Origin of the sequence: Rhodococcus sp. IEGM 1330 (genome assembly GCF_033142445.1) — a bacterium.
Taxonomy (GTDB): Bacteria; Actinomycetota; Actinomycetes; order Mycobacteriales; family Mycobacteriaceae; genus Rhodococcoides.
Window position 1 is genome coordinate 735,670 of sequence record NZ_JAWLSB010000001.1, and the last position, 15,739, is coordinate 751,408.

A 15,739-nucleotide genomic window follows, 5' to 3' on the forward strand; every position below is an offset into this window, starting at 1 on the left:
CCAATGTTCTCCAAAGTTTTGGTTGCCAACCGCGGTGAAATTGCTATCCGCGCCTTCCGTGCCTCCTATGAACTCGGGGCCTCGACCGTTGCGGTGTTCCCGTTCGAGGACCGGAACTCGGTACACCGGACGAAGGCCGACGAGGCGTACCAGATCGGGGAGAAGGGGCATCCCGTTCGCGCTTATCTCTCGGTCGACGAGATCGTCGCCGCTGCCAAGCGCAGCGGTGCGGACGCGGTGTATCCCGGGTACGGATTCCTTTCCGAGAACCCGGATCTGGCCGCAGCATGCGCCGAGGCAGGCATCACCTTCGTCGGCCCGTCCGCCGACGTGCTCGAACTGACCGGCAACAAGGCGCGGGCCATCGCGGCAGCCAAGGCCGCAGGACTTCCGGTGCTGGCGTCGTCGGAACCGTCGTCCGACGTGGACGAGCTGGTCGCGGCGTCCGAGACGATGACGTTCCCGTTGTTCGTCAAGGCGGTCGCCGGCGGTGGCGGCCGCGGTATGCGCCGAGTGGCCGAGCCCGAGCAGCTGCGCGAATCCATCGAAGCTGCTGCGCGCGAGGCGGAATCGGCCTTCGGCGATGCGACGGTGTTCCTCGAGCAGGCCGTGATCGATCCCCGGCACATCGAGGTTCAGATCCTCGCCGACGGCCAGGGCAACGTGGTGCACCTGTTCGAGCGCGACTGCAGCGTGCAGCGTCGGCATCAGAAGGTCATCGAGCTCGCTCCGGCTCCGAATCTGCCCGAAGGATTGCGTGAGAAGATCTGCGCCGACGCCGTCGCATTCGCGAAGCAGATCAACTACTCGTGCGCCGGTACCGTCGAGTTCCTGCTCGATACCCGTGGCAATCACGTCTTCATCGAGATGAATCCGCGAATCCAGGTGGAGCACACCGTTACCGAAGAGGTGACCGATGTCGATCTGGTGCAGTCTCAGCTGCGGATCGCCTCGGGAGAGACGCTCGCGGATCTGGGTCTGCAGCAGGAGAACATCGTGCTGCGCGGTGCGGCCCTGCAGTGCCGCATCACCACCGAGGATCCGGCGAACGGATTCCGGCCGGATGTCGGGCGCATCACTGCCTACCGCACGCCGGGCGGTGCCGGAGTACGCCTCGACGGCGGAACCACGCTGGGTGCCGAGGTCGGTGCCTACTTCGACTCCATGCTCGTCAAGCTCACCTGCCGCGGCCGTGACTTCGACACCGCCGTGGCTCGTGCCCGACGAGCGTTGGCGGAGTTCAGAATTCGCGGTGTCGCCACGAATATTCCGTTCCTGCAAGCGGTTCTGGTCGACCCCGACTTCACCGCCGGTCGCGTCACCACCTCGTTCATCGAGGAGCGCCCCGAACTGCTCACGTCGCGATCCTCGGGCGACCGTGGCACGAAGATTCTCGCCTATCTGGCCGATGTGACGGTCAACAAGCCGCACGGCGAGCGTCCGTCCCCGGTGTACCCGCACGACAAGCTCCCCGCGGTCGACTTCTCGGCTCCGATTCCCGATGGTTCCAGGCAGCGTCTGCTCGCGCTCGGACCCGAAGGCTTCGCTCGCGATCTGCGCAACCAGAAGGCCCTCGGCGTCACCGACACCACTTTCCGTGACGCGCATCAGTCGTTGCTGGCGACGCGGGTGAGGACGAGCGGACTGCTCGGTGTCGCCCCGTACGTGGCACGCACGACGCCGCAGTTGCTCTCCATCGAGGCGTGGGGCGGTGCCACCTACGACGTGGCACTGCGATTCCTGCACGAGGATCCGTGGGAGCGACTGGCGAGCCTGCGAGAAGCCGTGCCGAACATCGCAATTCAGATGTTGCTGCGCGGCAGAAACACCGTCGGCTACACCCCGTATCCGGAGAAGGTGACCCGCAGCTTCGTTGCCGAGGCCACCGACACGGGCATCGACATCTTCCGTATCTTCGACGCGCTCAACAATGTCGATCAGATGCGTCCGGCCATCGATGCCGTACGCGAGACCGGCACGGCGCTCGCCGAGGTGGCCCTGAGTTACACGGGTGATCTGTCGAACCCGAACGAGAACCTCTACACCCTCGACTACTACCTGAAGTTGGCCGAGCAGATCGTCGACGCAGGCGCGCACGTGCTCGCCATCAAGGACATGGCAGGACTGCTCCGTGCACCCGCAGCCAAGACGCTGGTGACGGCATTGCGCTCGAACTTCGATCTGCCCGTGCACGTACACACGCACGACACACCCGGTGGACAGCTCGCGACGTACCTCGCGGCCTGGGAGGCCGGGGCGGACGCCGTCGACGGTGCCAGCGCGGCGATGGCAGGCACCACCAGCCAGCCTGCGTTGTCCGCGATCGTCGCGGCGGCGGCACATACCGAGCGCGACACCGGTCTGGATCTGCAGGCAGTCTGCGACCTCGAGCCGTACTGGGAAGCCGTGCGAAAGGTGTACGCGCCGTTCGAGACCGGGCTACCGGCACCGACGGGTCGCGTCTACACCCACGAGATCCCCGGTGGACAGCTCTCGAACCTGCGGCAGCAGGCGATTTCGCTCGGGCTCGGTGATCGGTTCGAGACCGTCGAGGCCAATTATGCTGCAGCCGACCGCATGTTGGGCCGCTTGACCAAGGTGACCCCGAGCTCGAAGGTCGTCGGCGACCTGGCTCTGGCTCTGGTCGGTGCAGGCGCGTCCGCGGAGGAGTTCGCCGAGAATCCCGGCCGCTACGACATCCCCGATTCGGTGATCGGATTCCTGCGCGGCGATCTCGGTACGCCTGCGGGTGGATGGCCGGAACCCTTGCGTACGAAGGCGCTCGAGGGTCGTGGCTTGGGCAAGCCGGTGACACCGTTGACCGACGAGGACGAGAAGAACCTCGACGGCACCTCGGATCAGCGACGTCGGACTCTCAACCATCTACTGTTCCCCGGTCCCACTGCCGAACTCGCTGCTCATCGCGAGAAGTACGGCGATACGACGCGGCTGTCGGCCAATCAGTTCTTCTACGGCCTGCGGCAGGGCGAGGAGCATCGGGTGGCACTGGAGAAGGGCGTCGAACTGCTGATCGGGCTCGAGGCCATCTCCGACCCCGACGAGCGTGGCATGCGCACCGTGATGTGCATTCTCAACGGACAGTTGCGGCCGGTGTCGGTACGCGACCGATCGATCTCGAGCGAGGCCCCCACGGTCGAGAAGGCGGACCGATCGAATTCCGGGCACATCCCGGCACCGTTCGCAGGCGTCGTCACACTGTCCGTCGAAGAGGGACAGAAGATCTCGGCCGGAGACACCATCGCCACGATCGAGGCGATGAAGATGGAGGCTGCTATCACCGCTCCTCGCGGCGGCTCGGTGACCCGTCTGGCGATCTCGGGTGTGCAGCAGGTCGAAGGCGGCGATCTGCTCGTCGTCATCGGTGGGGGGTCGACGGGCGAAGAGGCCGGCAGCGAATGACGCGGATCGTGGCGGGTGTCGCGGGCGGTCGACGATTGTCGGTCCCCGGCCAGGGCACCCGCCCCACCTCCGAGCGAGTTCGCGAAGCGCTGTTCAGCTCGCTGGAGAGTCGGATGGAACTCGACGGTGCCGCGGTGCTGGATCTGTTCGCGGGATCGGGAGCTCTGGGGCTCGAGGCGCTCTCGCGAGGAGCGTCGTCGGCGGTGCTCGTCGAATCGGACGCCCGAGCGGCGGCGGTGGTGCGAAAGAACATCGAATCGGTGGGGTTGCCCGGCGCATCGGTCCGGTGCGCCCCGGTGGCCTCCGTGCTGGCGGGGGCTGCGGACGCGGCGTACGACCTGGTGTTGGCCGACCCGCCGTATGCCGTCACCGACACTGCCGTCGCCGGTCTGTTGGACAGACTCGTCACCGGGGGATGGCTCACACCTGACGCGGTCGTCGTCCTCGAACGGTCGTCGCGCTCGCCGGAGACCCGATGGCCGACCGGACTGGTTCCGGAGAAGTCGAAGAAGTACGGCGAGAGTCGAATCGAGATCGCGGCACGCGCGTGACGAGCGAGCCCGGGATCGGCTGATAGGTTCGCGGACATGACTGGCGCACTCTGCCCTGGATCCTTCGACCCGGTGACCAACGGTCACCTCGACATCTTCGAGCGGGCGTCCGCCGCCTTCGACGAGGTGGTGGTCACGGTGATGGTGAACAAGAGCAAGAAGGGCATGTTCAGCATCGACGAGCGGATCGAGATGCTCGAGGTCGCCACGGAGCATCTGCCCAACGTCAGAATCGGTTCGTGGTACGGGCTGTTGGTCGATTACGCTCGGCAAGAGGGCTTTTCGGCGATCGTCAAAGGTCTGCGCAGTGCCAACGACTTCGATTACGAGTTGCAGATGGCGCAGATGAACAGAACGTTGGCCGGTGTGGACACGCTGTTTCTCCCGGCGAATCCTGCGCACAGCTTCCTGTCGAGTTCGTTGATCAAGGAGGTCGCGACCTTCGGAGGAGACGTCACCGGCATGCTGCCGCCCTTCGTTCAGGACCGACTGTCGGCCCGTATCGCCGAGCGGGCAGCAGAGTAGCTCGAAGAGCGACACACCGGGCCGGTATAGCGCAAACGCGCGCGCCGGCGGGCAGACTGAGCAGCGCAGCACTGCGAGTGAAGACCGCGCAGTGGCAGATTCGACGATTGGGGTAACCGGTGTACCGCGTATTCGAGGCGCTCGACGAGCTCGTCGCCATTGTCGAGGAGGCGCGCGGCGTTCCGATGACCGCCGGGTGCGTCGTCCCTCGCGGCGATGTCCTGGAACTGCTCGACGACGTCCGAGACGCCATCCCCGGCGAGCTGGACGACGCCCAGGACGTTCTGGATCATCGCGACAAGCTCGTCGGTGATGCCAGGGCCTCTGCGGAGAAGACGGTCAGCACCGCCAATGCCGAGGCTCAGGACACGGTCGAGAACGCCCGGGATTCGGCCGATCGCATTCTTGCGGACGCCAAGGCTCAGGCGGATCGCATGGTGTCCGAGGCGTCGGCGCACGCCGACCAGCTCGTGGCCGATGCCGAGGTGGAGGCCGAGCGAACGGTGCTCGAAGGCCAGCGTGAGTACGAGGCTCTGACCGTTCGCGCCCGCACCGAGGCCGATCGGATGATCGAGTCCGGAACGGCGTCGTACGAGCGGTCGGTTGCAGACGGTACCGCCGAACAGAACCGTCTCGTGTCGGAAACCGAGGTCGTTCAGGCGGCCCACGCCGAGTCGGCTCGGGTGATCGACAGCGCTCATGCCGAATCCGATCGGATGCGCAGCGAGTGCGACGTCTACGTCGACACCAAGCTTGCAGAGTTCGAGGAGTTCCTCAGCGGCACCATTCGCTCGGTCGGCCGTGGGCGTCAGCAGCTGCGAACCGGTTCGGGTGTACCGGAATACGGTAGCGAGCCGTACGGTGAATCCCCGTACGGGAGCCCGGAGCAGGGGCGTCGCAGCCGCCACTGAACGGCAGCGATTTGCCCTCGTATGCGCGTATGCGTATCGTTGTGGGGTTGCTTACCGACAGTAGGCATACCGACAGTAAGGAAAAACAGCCGTGCCCCCGCCCAAGAGAACGACCCGTCCGGAATTGGACAACGGATTCGTTCTGGACATTCTCAACCTCGGTCGTCGACCCGGGTCGACGAACGCCATCGAGCGGACGGTTCCGGCTCCTTCCCGAATCGGCCTCGATGCCATTGCCATCGAAGCCGGTGTTCCGGTCTCGCTCGATCTGCAGTTGCAGGCGGTCTCGGAGGGCGTTCTCGTCACCGGCTCCGTACGAGCCGTCACGGCCGGGGAGTGCACACGGTGCCTCGATCCGGTGAGTGGCAACGTCGACGTCTACTTGACCGAGTTGTTCGCTTACCCGAACAGCATCACCGAGGAGACCACCGATGCGGACGAGATTCATCGCATCGTCGACGACCTGATAGATCTCGAACCCGTCATCGTCGACGCGGTCGGTCTGGAGCTTCCACTCCACCCCGTCTGCAGTGACGAGTGCGAGGGATTGTGCTCAGAATGCGGCGTTCGCCTGGCGATTGCTGAATCCGGCCACAGTCACGATACAATTGATCCTCGCTGGGCTGGTCTTGCAGCCAAATTTGGCGTGGGTCCAGAACCGAGCACAGAACTTGTCAACAACGAAGCCGAGGAGAAGTAAGTGGCTGTCCCGAAGCGCAAGATGTCGCGTTCCAACACGAGGTCGCGTCGTGCACAGTGGAAGGCCACTGCGCCCACCCTTGTGACGTGCCCCAACCGTGGTTGCGGCGAGAAGACGTTGCCCCACATCGCGTGCCCCTCGTGCGGCACCTACAAGGGCCGCCAGGTCGTCGCAGCGGTCTGATTTCCGCTCACGTGACAAACGAAGTAGTGGACCGACACAACAGCGGTTCGCAGAAGAATAGCTCCATCGCCGTCAGCGGCGGGGACGACCGAGAGTCGCTCCTCGCCGCTATCGGTGTTTCCCTGGCCGAACCTCTGTTGACGTTGGCTCTGACGCACCGGTCGTTCGCGTACGAGCACGGTGGTCTGCCGACCAACGAGCGCCTCGAGTTCCTGGGCGATTCCGTCCTCGGCCTTGCGGTGACCGAGCACCTCTACGCGGTGCACCCCACCAAGTCCGAGGGGCAGCTGGCCAAGATCAGGGCCAGCGTGGTCAATATGCATGCCCTGGCCGAGGTCGCGCGTGGACTCGGTGACGGGGGACTGGGTCGGCATCTGCTGCTGGGTAAGGGCGAGGAACAGACTGGCGGACGTGACAAGCCGAGCATCCTTGCCGACGGCATGGAGTCGATGCTGGGTGCGATCCACCTCCAGCACGGCATCGACGTCGCGCGCACCGTTGTTCTGACACTGTTCGCGGGCCTCCTCGATCGAGCACCCAAGCTCGGTGCAGGGCTGGACTGGAAAACGAGCCTGCAGGAATTGACCGCCGAACGTGCACTCGGCGTTCCCGCGTACGAGATCTCGTCCACCGGGCCCGATCACGACAAGGAATTCACCGCGACCGTATTGGTCGGCGGGTTCCCACGCGGCGTCGGTATGGGTCGGTCGAAGAAGGAAGCAGAACAGAAGGCTGCCAGTCTGGCGTGGAATGCGCTGTCGAACAACGACACTGCGATTCCGGCCGAGTCGGCAACCGACGAATCCTGATGCCGGAACTGCCCGAAGTCGAGGTCGTCAGGCTCGGTCTGGAATCTCATGTCGTCGGCAGGACGATGCGGTCGGTGGAGGTGCTGCACCCCCGCGCCGTGCGGCGTCACGATCTCGGTGGCCTCGACCTGATCGGCCAGCTACGCGGTCAGCGCGTCTCCTCCGCTCGGCGGCGCGGTAAGTACCTGTGGCTGGTGATGGAACCCGGCGATTTCGCCACCGTCGTGCACCTGGGTATGAGCGGACAGATGCTGGTGCAGCCGCCGTCCGCCCCTGACGAGAAGCACCTGCGGATCCGTGCTCGACTCGACGACGGCACCGATCTGCGCTTCGTCGATCAGCGCACGTTCGGCGGCTGGGCGCTCGCCCCGATCGTCACCGTGGACGGCACAGAGGTACCCGAACCGGTCGCACACATCGCCCGTGACCCGATCGATCCACTGTTCGACGCCGAATCGGTGGTGAACGTGTTGCGCGGCAAGCACACCGAGATCAAGCGGGCACTGCTCGATCAGACCGTGCTCTCGGGCGTGGGCAACATCTATGCCGACGAGGCTCTGTGGCGCGCGAAGATCCACGGCAATCGAATCGCGGAGACTCTGACGCGGCCGGCGCTGAGGCGCCTTCTCACCGCGGTGCACGCGGTGATGGGCGAAGCCCTGGCGCAGGGCGGAACCTCGTTCGACGCGCTGTACGTGAACGTCAACGGACAATCCGGCTACTTCGATCGTTCCCTCGACGCATACGGTCAGGAGGGCCTGCCCTGCTCGCGGTGCGGAGCCCCGATCAGACGCGAGAAGTTCATGAATCGCTCGTCGTTCAGCTGCCCCACCTGCCAGCCGCGACCCCGACACGTGCGGACTTGACAGCGACAGGTCATTCCGCAGGCTCCACTCCTGTGTGAATAGGTCATTCCGCAGGCTCCACTCCTGAGCGGCCCGCCTAGAATTTGCGTCCATGGCAGAACAGAGCACGCCGACCAACCTTTGGGTCGAGCGCACAGGCACCCGTCGCTACACCGGCCGCAGCTCCCGAGGAGCCGAAGTACTCATCGGGTCCGAGTCGGTGGAGGGCGTCTTCACCCCCGGTGAGCTGCTGAAAATCGCACTCGCCGCATGCACCGGCATGAGCTCGGACCTACCGCTCTCGCGTCGACTGGGCGATGACTACTCCGCCACCGTCGAGGTGTCCGGGGCCGCCGATCGCGAGAACGAGCGGTATCCGGAACTGAACGAGATTCTCCGAGTCGACCTCAGCGCGATGGACCCCGAGGCGCAGGAGCGTCTGCTCACGGTCGTCGAGCGCGCCATCGACAAGGTGTGCACCGTCGGGCGGACCCTGAAGGCCGGTACGACAATCACCCTGGACATCGACGTGGACGCCTGATGAAAGCCAGGGCAGCCGTGATCGTCACGGGTCTGCTCCTCGGCTCGGCGACCGCCCTGGCTCCCGCCGCGGACGCGTCGAGCAGCTGCACTCCGTGGTCGGTGAGCACGGTGGCGTCGGGATTCGGGATGCTCGAGAATCTCGAGTTCGACGGCCGCGGTTCGATGATCGTGTCCGAGACATCTCCTGTCGGACCCGGCGCTCTGCGTACCGTGGCTCCGAACGGTGACCGGGGCACACTCGTTGCCGACGTCGAGTCGCCGGGCGGGCTGGTCACCGATGGTGACACGGTGTATTTCACGACCGGAAACAGCGCTGCCGCAGGGCTTCTCGATACCCGAACCGGCACCGTCGACACGATCGATCTCGGTACGGGGGTTCGGTCGACGTACGCGTCGGGCCTGGCGATGCCCAACGGGCTGGCGCGATCGGAGTCGGGTGATCTGTTCACCACCCGCAATCTGGGTGTCGCTGCAGGTCTGAGCCGGATCGCGACCGATCGGACCGTGTCGACGGTACGCACGGACGTGGGAACGGCGAACGGAATCGGCATCGGCGAGGGAAAGATGTACGTGGCCAACACGTTCGATCTCGAGACGACGCTCACCGTGCTCGACGAGAAGAATCCGTCCGGACCGTCCGCGCGCATTCGCATCGACGGTGTCGGACCACTGGCGATGTCGGACGACCTGACCGTCGGCGACGACGGAACGGTCTATCTCGCACAGAATCTCGCCGGCAGGGTGGTTCGTATCGACCCGGAATCCGGCGCGACCTGCGTGATAGCCACCGGTGTTCCGCTGACCTCGTCGGTCGCCTTCGGCGGGGTCGGATTCGACGAGACGGCGTTGTACGCCACCAGTTTCGACGGATCCGTCAAGAAACTCGAGCCAGGAGTGGAGCCTGCGGAACGACCCGGGTGGACGGCATGAACGACGAACGGCTGACGGCGTGGGTGCACGGGCTCGTTCAGGGCGTCGGGTTCCGATGGTGGACTCGCTCGCGCGCACTCGAACTCGGACTCGTCGGTCACGCGACCAATCACGCGGACGGACGAGTCCTGGTGATAGCGGAGGGCCCACGTGAGCGTCTCGAGGCACTTCTCGACTTGCTCCGAGGTGATCGGACCCCGGGCACGGTCACGCTCGTCGTAGAGAGTTGGGACGCGGCCCGCGGAGATCTGACGGGCTTCGTCGAACGCTGATCGTCCGTTGCGGACGGCTCGGCGCACATCGCTGCGTACTACCGGTAAAGTACGGACGCTATGTATCTCAAGAGTCTGACGCTGAAGGGCTTCAAGTCCTTTGCTTCGGCGACGACTCTTCGTTTCGAGCCCGGAATCACCTGTGTCGTCGGCCCCAACGGCTCCGGCAAATCCAATGTCGTGGATGCCCTGACCTGGGTGATGGGTGAACAGGGTGCCAAGGCGTTGCGCGGCGGGAAGATGGAAGACGTCATCTTCGCGGGCACGTCGGGTCGAGCCCCGCTCGGCCGTGCCGAGGTGACCCTGACGATCGACAATTCCGACGGTGCACTGCCGATCGACTACTCCGAGGTCTCGATCACCCGGCGTATGTTCCGCGACGGCGCGGGTGAGTACGAGATCAACGGCAGTTCGTGCCGATTGATGGACGTCCAGGAACTGCTCAGCGACTCCGGTATCGGCCGCGAGATGCACGTGATCGTGGGGCAGGGCCGGCTCGCAGCGATCCTGGAATCGCGGCCCGAGGACCGGCGAGCCTTCATCGAGGAAGCAGCCGGGGTGCTCAAGCACCGCAAGCGCAAGGAAAAGGCCGTCCGCAAGCTCGACGCGATGCAGGCCAATCTGGCGCGGTTGACCGACCTGACGACCGAATTGCGCCGCCAACTCAAGCCTCTCGGTAGGCAGGCCGAGGTTGCGCGTCGCGCGCAGACCGTCCAGGCCGACCTCCGCGATGCCCGGTTGCGACTGGTGGCCGACGATCTGGTGGCCAGGCGCGAGGAGTTCGCGAACCAGACCCAGGACGAGGAAGCGGCGCGTGAGCAGTACGCGATGGTGCAGGACGCCCTCGAAGCGGGCTCGGTGGCACTCGCCGAACACGAGCAGGCCGTCGCCCGGTTGACCCCGAGCGCCGAGGCAGCCGGGCAGACGTGGTTCCGTCTGTCGGCCCTGGCCGAGCGTGTCAACGCGACGGTTCGAATCGCACACGAACGGGCTCGGCATCTCGACGCCGTGCAATCCACCGGTCGGGGACAGGACCCGGACGAGCTCGAAGCGCAGGCCGAGCGGGTCGCCGAAGAAGAGATGGAACTCGTCGAAGCAGTCGAGATGGCACGCGAAACCCTCGAGGCTGCACGAGAGCAGTTGGCCGAGCGCGAGGCTGCGGCATCGGCCGCCGAGCGTGCCCACCTCGCGGCGGTGCGCGCCGTGGCCGACCGGCGCGAAGGGTTTGCGCGCCTGTCCGGCCGAGTCGACACCTTCCGAACCAAGGTCGAGTCGATCGACGCGGAGGTGGCGCGCTTGTCGGTGGCCATCGACGAGGCCCGCGAGCGCGGCGAATCGGCTCAGCGTGAGTTCGAGAGCGTGCAGGATCAGATCGGCACCCTCGACGCGAGTGAACTGAGCCTCGACACCCACTACGAGCGAGCCGTCGCCGCGCTGCGGCATGCCGACGCACGAGTCACGGAGCTGCAGGCAGAAGAACGCATCGCGGGTAAGAGGGTGGCGTCGTTCGAAGCCAGGATCGAGGCACTCACGATGGGCCTCGAACGCAAGGACGGTGCCGGGTGGCTGGTGGAGAATCAGCAGGACGGTCTGTCAGGGCTGCTCGCCGGCCATCTCACGGTCGAGCCGGGATACGAGATCGCGGTGGCAGTGGCCATGGGTCCGGCCGCCGATGCCGCACACGCCGAATCGTTCGATGCCGCGCGTGATGCCGTGCTGGCACTGCGTGCGGCCGACGGCGGCCGCGCGTCCATCGTGCACGGCAGTGTCGTTGCAGCACAATCGATTCGACGCCCTGACCTTCCGAGCGGCGCGCGATGGGTGCTGGACCTGATCAAGTATCCGGACCGGTTGGCCGGGGCCATGGCGGCCCTGCTCGACGGTGTGGTCGCCGTCGATTCGCTCGACGCTGCCCACCGTCTCGTCTCCGATTCCGGTGAGCTGCGGGCGGTGACCAAGGACGGCGACGTCGTCGAAGCAGGCTGGGTCACCGGCGGCTCGGACCGTCGCCCGAGCACCCTCGAGGTGCAGTCGGCAATCGACACGTCGACAGTGGAGTTGGCCGCGGCAGTCCGCCGCGCGGAGGAGCTCGACGCAGCGCTGTCGGGAGCGTTGGAAGAACAACGGGACCGCCGTGAATCGGCCGAGCAAGCGCTCGCAGCACTGAACGAATCCGACGCTGCGATGGCCGCGGTATACGAGCAGTTGGGCCGATTGGGTCAACTGGCGCGTTCGGCGCACGCGGAGTCGGCGCGATTGACGACGCAGCGTAGCTCTGCCGAGGCCAGTCGAGAAGAAGCGATTGCGCGGCTGGCCGAGCTCGAGGAAAACCTGCGGACGGCCGAGGACGAGCAATCCGGCTTCGCAGGAGACGGCGCGAGCGGTGACGCGGCCACCACCATGGAACGGGAGATGGCGGCGGCGGCACTGACCGAAGTGCGTGCCGTGGAGGTCGAAGCTCGGTTGAACGTGCGGACCGCCGAAGAGCGCGCTCAGTCCGTGCGAGGCCGGGCAGATTCGCTTCGACGAGCGGCGCGAGCCGAGCGTGAGGCCAGGGCGCGAGCCGAACGCGAGAGCGCAGCGCGTCGGCACGCGGCCGCAGTGGCTGCGGCGGTCGGAGAATCGGGCGAGGAGGTCGCCGCGCGGTTGGCCACGGTCGTTGCAGCCGCTGCACGTCGGCGCGACGAGCTGTCCGCCGAACGAGCAACGCGCACAATCGAACTCGACAAGGTGAAAGAACAGGTTCGAGCCCTGCAGGGTCAGCTTGCGTCGATCACCGACGCCGTGCACCGGGACGAAGTAGCCCGCGCACAGGCCGCGCTGCGGATCGAACAACTCGAGACGACGATTCTCGAACAGCACGGCATCGGCCTCGACGATCTGGTGGCCGAGTACGGGCCCGATGTGGCCCTGCCCCCCACCGAACTAGAGATGGCCGAGTACGAGGCGGCCAAGGAGCGGGGCGAGCAGGTGGTGGCACCGGCCCCGATGCCGTTCGATCGCGCCACTCAGGAGCAGCGCGCCAAACGCGCCGAGCGTGACCTCGCCACACTCGGCAAGGTGAACCCGCTCGCCCTCGAAGAGTTCGCGGCCCTCGAGGAGCGCTACAACTTCCTGTCCACACAGCTCGAGGACGTCAAGTCCGCGCGCAAGGACCTGCTCGGCGTGGTCGCCGACGTCGACGAACGGATTCTGCAGGTCTTCACGGAGGCCTGGCTCGACGTCGAACGAGAATTCACCGGGGTATTCGCCAAGCTCTTCCCCGGCGGCGAAGGACGACTGATCCTGACCGACCCGTCGGACATGCTCACCACCGGAATCGAAGTCGAGGCACGCCCGCCCGGTAAGAAGGTCAAGCGGCTCTCGCTGCTCTCCGGTGGCGAGAAATCGCTGACCGCGGTGGCCATGCTGGTAGCCATCTTCCGCGCCCGACCGTCACCGTTCTACGTCATGGACGAGGTCGAGGCTGCATTGGACGACACCAACCTGCGTCGACTGATCGGACTGTTCGAGCAGCTCCGCGAGAAATCGCAGTTGATCGTCATCACCCACCAGAAGCCGACGATGGAAGTGGCCGACGCGCTGTACGGCGTCAGCATGCGCGGCGACGGCATCACCACGGTCATCTCGCAGCGGTTGAACCGAGAACGCGTCGCAGTGGACGCACCGCAGCCGGACACAGCCGAGCCGGAGGCAACCGAGTCGGATGCGGTACCTGTCGTCGCCGAACCCGACACCGTCTCCTGAGGTTCGTCCTCCGGAGCTACTGCTTCGGGTAGAGCTGTTCGGCGTAGGACGGGCCGTAGTACTCGCGCAGTTCCTCCACCGTCTCGGGAGCCTGCGGAATCAACGCTTTCGTCAGCGTGGCGACGTCGGGAATGGCGTCTGCATCCCAGGTCTCGGGCTGCCACAGCTTGGATCGCATGAACGCCTTCGCGCAGTGGTGGAACACCTGCTCGATGTCGACGACCAGGCACATGATCGGGCGATGACCCTTGACCTGAAGATCGTCGAAGAACGGGGCGTCGGTGACCAGGGAGGCGCGACCGTTGATGCGGAGGGTGTCGCCACGGCCGGGGACGAAGAAGTTCAGCCCGACGAACGGGTTCTCTAGAATGTTGCGATAGCCGTCCATCCGGCGATTGCCCGGCCGTTCGGCGAGAGCGATCGTGGCGTAGTCGAGGACGTGCACCAGACTGCCGGGCGGATCGCCCTTGGGCGAGACGTCGCATCGCCCGCTCGCGTCGGAGGTCCCGAGGAGGCAGAACGGTGAGGCAGCGAGCCACTGCACGTCCAGAGGGTGCAGCGTGCGTCGGTCCTTGTTGGCGGCTCGGAAGCTCGGCTCTCCGAACATCTCGGTCAGTTCGTCGGCGTCGCGCACCGTGGTCCACTCCATGACCGTGAATGCTATCGACACGGACTTGCGGGCGGGAAGCGCATTTTCACGGTCGGTGCACCACCGGTGACGAACGGCCGCGATCGCCTGAGAGGATGTTCTACGTGAGTAACCAAGCGTGGATCATCGTCGCGGCGATCGCTGCCGTCCTGCTCGTCGTCCTCGTCGTCGGGCTGGTCCTCTCCCGTCGTCGGAGAGTGTCCCTCAAGTCGGACGAGGCAGCGCGAATCGAGGACGCGGCCACCAAGGACAGATCCGGTGGCTACACCGCGGGCAGCGGTTTCTCGTTCAGTCAGGGAACGGCGACAGCCGAGCCTGTAGTCCCGAAGGCCCCCAAGCCTGCCGAGTCGAAGCCGGTCGAGCCGAAGCCGGTCGAGCCGAAGCCGGTCGAGAACATCCCCGTCGAGTCCACGCCGGTCGAGCCTCCGCCGCTGGTACCCACCCCTGAACCGGTCGAATCTGAGACCGTCTGGATCGAGCCGGAGGTGCTCGAACCAGAGGCCCCGGCGACCGATGTCACCGTCGCCGAGCCTGTTGCGCCCGAGCCCCCGGTGGCCGACACCGTCGCCTCTGCGCCTCGCCGCTTGGACACCATCGACCCGACCGAGGGGCGGCTCGACCGTCTCCGTGGCCGGCTGGCGCGATCTCAGTCCGCGGTGGGCAAGAGCCTGCTCGGCCTCCTCGGCGGTGGCGACCTGGACGAGGACTCGTGGGAAGAGGTCGAGGACACCCTGCTGATCGCCGATATCGGTTCGGCCACCACCGCGGAGATCATGCGCACGCTGCGTGAGCAGATGGCGGCGCGCAGTATTCGCACCGAAGCCGATGCCAGGGCCCTGCTGCGCGAGATTCTCGTCGCGCAGCTGCACCCCGAGTTCGATCGGTCGATTCGTGCTCTGCCACACGACGGCGCGCCCGCTGTGTTGCTGGTGGTCGGAGTCAACGGCACCGGCAAGACCACGACCACGGGCAAACTCGCTCGCGTGCTTGTCGCGGACGGGCGGCGGGTGCTGCTCGGTGCCGCCGACACGTTCCGCGCAGCTGCGGCCGATCAGCTGCAGACCTGGGCCGAGCGAGTGGGTGCCGAGGTGGTTCGTGGCAAGGAGGCCGCGGATCCGGCCGCTGTCGCCTTCGACGCGGTGAGCAAGGGGATCGAGAACGGTGTCGATGTGGTTCTGATCGACACCGCGGGACGGTTGCACACCAAGTCGGGTCTGATGGACGAGCTGAGCAAGGTCAAGCGAGTCATCGAGAAGCGTGCCCACGTCGACGACGTACTTCTCGTTCTCGACGCAACTGTGGGCCAGAACGGACTGACACAGGCCCGCGTCTTCGCCGAAATCGTGAACATCACGGGAGTCGTGCTGACCAAGCTCGACGGAACCGCGAAGGGTGGCATCGTTTTTCAGGTGCAGCGTGAGCTCGGAGTGCCCGTCAAGCTCGTCGGTCTCGGTGAAGGTGCCGACGATCTTGCTCCGTTCGAGCCGGGGGCGTTCGTCGACGCACTGCTGGGCTGATGGCGACTCCCGGGTAGTTCGCAAACCGGGGCAAAAGCACAAACGCCAGCACGAAACCTTTTTGCAACAGAATTCGGTCATGCGTTCACATATCCGAAACACCAGAGTGTCACGGATGAAACTTCGTGAAACCACTC

The 15,739-nt window shown here is 65.8% G+C and carries 14 protein-coding genes; 13 read left to right on the forward strand and 1 reads right to left on the reverse strand.

Annotation, left to right across the window (positions count from 1 at the left end):
• Positions 1 to 3: 3 nt before the first annotated feature.
• From R4P57_RS03350 to smc, 12 genes are all read left to right on the forward strand, one after another.
• Positions 4 to 3,420, forward strand: coding sequence for a pyruvate carboxylase (locus R4P57_RS03350; protein WP_317801442.1), 3,417 nt, complete (start codon positions 4 to 6; stop codon positions 3,418 to 3,420).
• On the forward strand, positions 3,417 to 3,971 hold the full coding sequence (gene rsmD / locus R4P57_RS03355; protein ID WP_317801443.1) for a 16S rRNA (guanine(966)-N(2))-methyltransferase RsmD: 555 nt from the start codon (positions 3,417 to 3,419) through the stop codon (positions 3,969 to 3,971). Before R4P57_RS03350 ends, rsmD begins: the two co-directional genes overlap by 4 nt.
• 36 nt (positions 3,972 to 4,007) lie before the next feature.
• Positions 4,008 to 4,496, forward strand: a complete 489-nt coding sequence (gene coaD / locus R4P57_RS03360) for a pantetheine-phosphate adenylyltransferase (RefSeq protein WP_317801444.1) — start codon at positions 4,008 to 4,010, stop codon at positions 4,494 to 4,496.
• A 119-nt stretch (positions 4,497 to 4,615) separates the two neighbouring features.
• Complete coding sequence (locus R4P57_RS03365) at positions 4,616 to 5,407, forward strand: DivIVA domain-containing protein (RefSeq protein WP_317801445.1); 792 nt, start codon at positions 4,616 to 4,618, stop codon at positions 5,405 to 5,407.
• Positions 5,408 to 5,498: 91 nt separating this feature from the next.
• A complete protein-coding gene (locus R4P57_RS03370) occupies positions 5,499 to 6,107 on the forward strand; it encodes a DUF177 domain-containing protein (protein WP_317801446.1) in 609 nt (202 codons plus the stop codon).
• Complete coding sequence (gene rpmF, locus R4P57_RS03375) at positions 6,108 to 6,290, forward strand: 50S ribosomal protein L32 (RefSeq protein WP_008717347.1); 183 nt, start codon at positions 6,108 to 6,110, stop codon at positions 6,288 to 6,290.
• A 65-nt stretch (positions 6,291 to 6,355) separates the two neighbouring features.
• Entirely contained in the window at positions 6,356 to 7,099 is a 744-nt protein-coding gene (gene rnc, locus R4P57_RS03380; RefSeq protein ID WP_317801691.1) for a ribonuclease III, read from the forward strand.
• Positions 7,099 to 7,965 carry a bifunctional DNA-formamidopyrimidine glycosylase/DNA-(apurinic or apyrimidinic site) lyase gene (gene mutM / locus R4P57_RS03385; protein WP_317801447.1) on the forward strand — a complete coding sequence of 289 codons (867 nt, stop codon included), beginning with the start codon at positions 7,099 to 7,101 and terminating at the stop codon, positions 7,963 to 7,965. The genes rnc and mutM overlap by 1 nt, the downstream gene beginning before the upstream one ends.
• A gap of 91 nt (positions 7,966 to 8,056) precedes the next feature.
• A complete protein-coding gene (locus R4P57_RS03390; protein ID WP_317801448.1) occupies positions 8,057 to 8,485 on the forward strand; it encodes an OsmC family protein in 429 nt (142 codons plus the stop codon).
• Positions 8,485 to 9,417 (forward strand): SMP-30/gluconolactonase/LRE family protein, encoded by a 933-nt coding sequence (locus tag R4P57_RS03395; RefSeq protein ID WP_317801449.1) that lies wholly within the window; start codon positions 8,485 to 8,487, stop codon positions 9,415 to 9,417. Before R4P57_RS03390 ends, R4P57_RS03395 begins: the two co-directional genes overlap by 1 nt.
• A complete protein-coding gene (locus R4P57_RS03400; RefSeq protein WP_317801450.1) occupies positions 9,414 to 9,689 on the forward strand; it encodes an acylphosphatase in 276 nt (91 codons plus the stop codon). The genes R4P57_RS03395 and R4P57_RS03400 overlap by 4 nt, the downstream gene beginning before the upstream one ends.
• 60 nt (positions 9,690 to 9,749) lie before the next feature.
• Complete coding sequence (gene smc, locus R4P57_RS03405; RefSeq protein WP_317801451.1) at positions 9,750 to 13,436, forward strand: chromosome segregation protein SMC; 3,687 nt, start codon at positions 9,750 to 9,752, stop codon at positions 13,434 to 13,436.
• A 16-nt stretch (positions 13,437 to 13,452) separates the two neighbouring features.
• Here the strand turns inward: smc and R4P57_RS03410 are convergent, their stop codons facing one another.
• Positions 13,453 to 14,085: an MSMEG_1061 family FMN-dependent PPOX-type flavoprotein gene (locus tag R4P57_RS03410; RefSeq protein ID WP_317801452.1), complete on the reverse strand. Its 633-nt coding sequence runs from the start codon at positions 14,083 to 14,085 to the stop codon at positions 13,453 to 13,455.
• Positions 14,086 to 14,189: 104 nt separating this feature from the next.
• On the opposite strand from R4P57_RS03410, the gene ftsY reads away from it, so the two are divergent.
• Positions 14,190 to 15,602: a signal recognition particle-docking protein FtsY gene (gene ftsY, locus R4P57_RS03415; protein ID WP_411742277.1), complete on the forward strand. Its 1,413-nt coding sequence runs from the start codon at positions 14,190 to 14,192 to the stop codon at positions 15,600 to 15,602.
• Positions 15,603 to 15,739 lie beyond the last annotated feature (137 nt).